This is a genomic window from Arsenophonus sp. ENCA (assembly GCF_002287155.1).
Lineage (GTDB): Bacteria > Pseudomonadota > Gammaproteobacteria > Enterobacterales > Enterobacteriaceae > Arsenophonus > Arsenophonus nilaparvatae.
Genome location: NZ_NHNG01000523.1, coordinates 1 through 800 on the forward strand (window position 1 = coordinate 1; position 800 = coordinate 800).

The following is an 800-nucleotide window of genomic DNA, read 5'->3' on the forward strand; positions in this document are numbered from 1 at the left end:
ATAGTAACAAACAAAGAGAATCCCACCCGTGAATACGTCAAATCTATCATGGATGCCCGTTGGTCTGTTGAAGTTTATCATCGAGAAGTTAAACAAAATTGTGGTATTGAACGCTGTCAGGCTCGCACGAGCCGAGCGCAAAGAAATCATATTTTTCTCGCTATTTCTGCGTGGTTTGAACAACATAAACGTCGTATATCTGAAAAAATAACCCTTTATCAACAAAATTGGGACGTAATCAAAAATGCTATTGCTGAGCACATCCGTGTTTTATTAGCGTACCCAAATTAGTTTTGTGCGAAACTCGTGTTGGAGTTCCTTCTTCTGAGATGTCTAACTTGTTCAGTTGTTTATTATGGTTAACAATCCTGTTTTTCCTCAGCGTGGTTACCCAGACCCAACCATGAGAGCGAATTGATTTCAGATTATCTAGGCTAGAATACCAGGCATCCATCACTACCGCTTCTGGCATGATCCCTCTTTTTTTAGCAAGAGCCAGCATTTCGGAAAAGTGCGTGTTTTTTGTTTTTCCATCAGAATCTTTATCATAAATACGATAGTCAATAGGAATTGATTCAACACTTGTCAGATCATGCCAAAGCAAATTAACCAAACCTATGCCAGCAATAACATCATKNCTTATTACCTGAATATTGATAATAAACTAGTTGCTGAATAGAGACTTGCATTTTTTGTCACGCTATTGAGAATAAAAAGAGGTTTAACTTAGAGAATAAAGGTTTGAAATGATCAACAAAGAGCGGCTGTTACGAGATAATCGTTTATGTAAAGCAATCATT

Annotated in this window: 2 protein-coding genes; one reads left to right on the forward strand and one right to left on the reverse strand. The window is 37.3% G+C overall.

What is annotated here, in order from left to right; translation table 11 throughout:
- Window positions 1-291: transposase (locus CBG25_RS13605; RefSeq protein WP_290603789.1), on the forward strand; the 291-nt coding region annotated here is incomplete at its 5' end.
- On the opposite strand, the gene CBG25_RS13610 is transcribed toward CBG25_RS13605, so the two are convergent.
- Complete coding sequence (locus CBG25_RS13610) at window positions 248-613, reverse strand: transposase (RefSeq protein WP_290607274.1); 366 nt, start codon at window positions 611-613, stop codon at window positions 248-250. The two genes, CBG25_RS13605 and CBG25_RS13610, sit on opposite strands and share 44 nt — an antisense overlap.
- Window positions 614-800 lie beyond the last annotated feature (187 nt).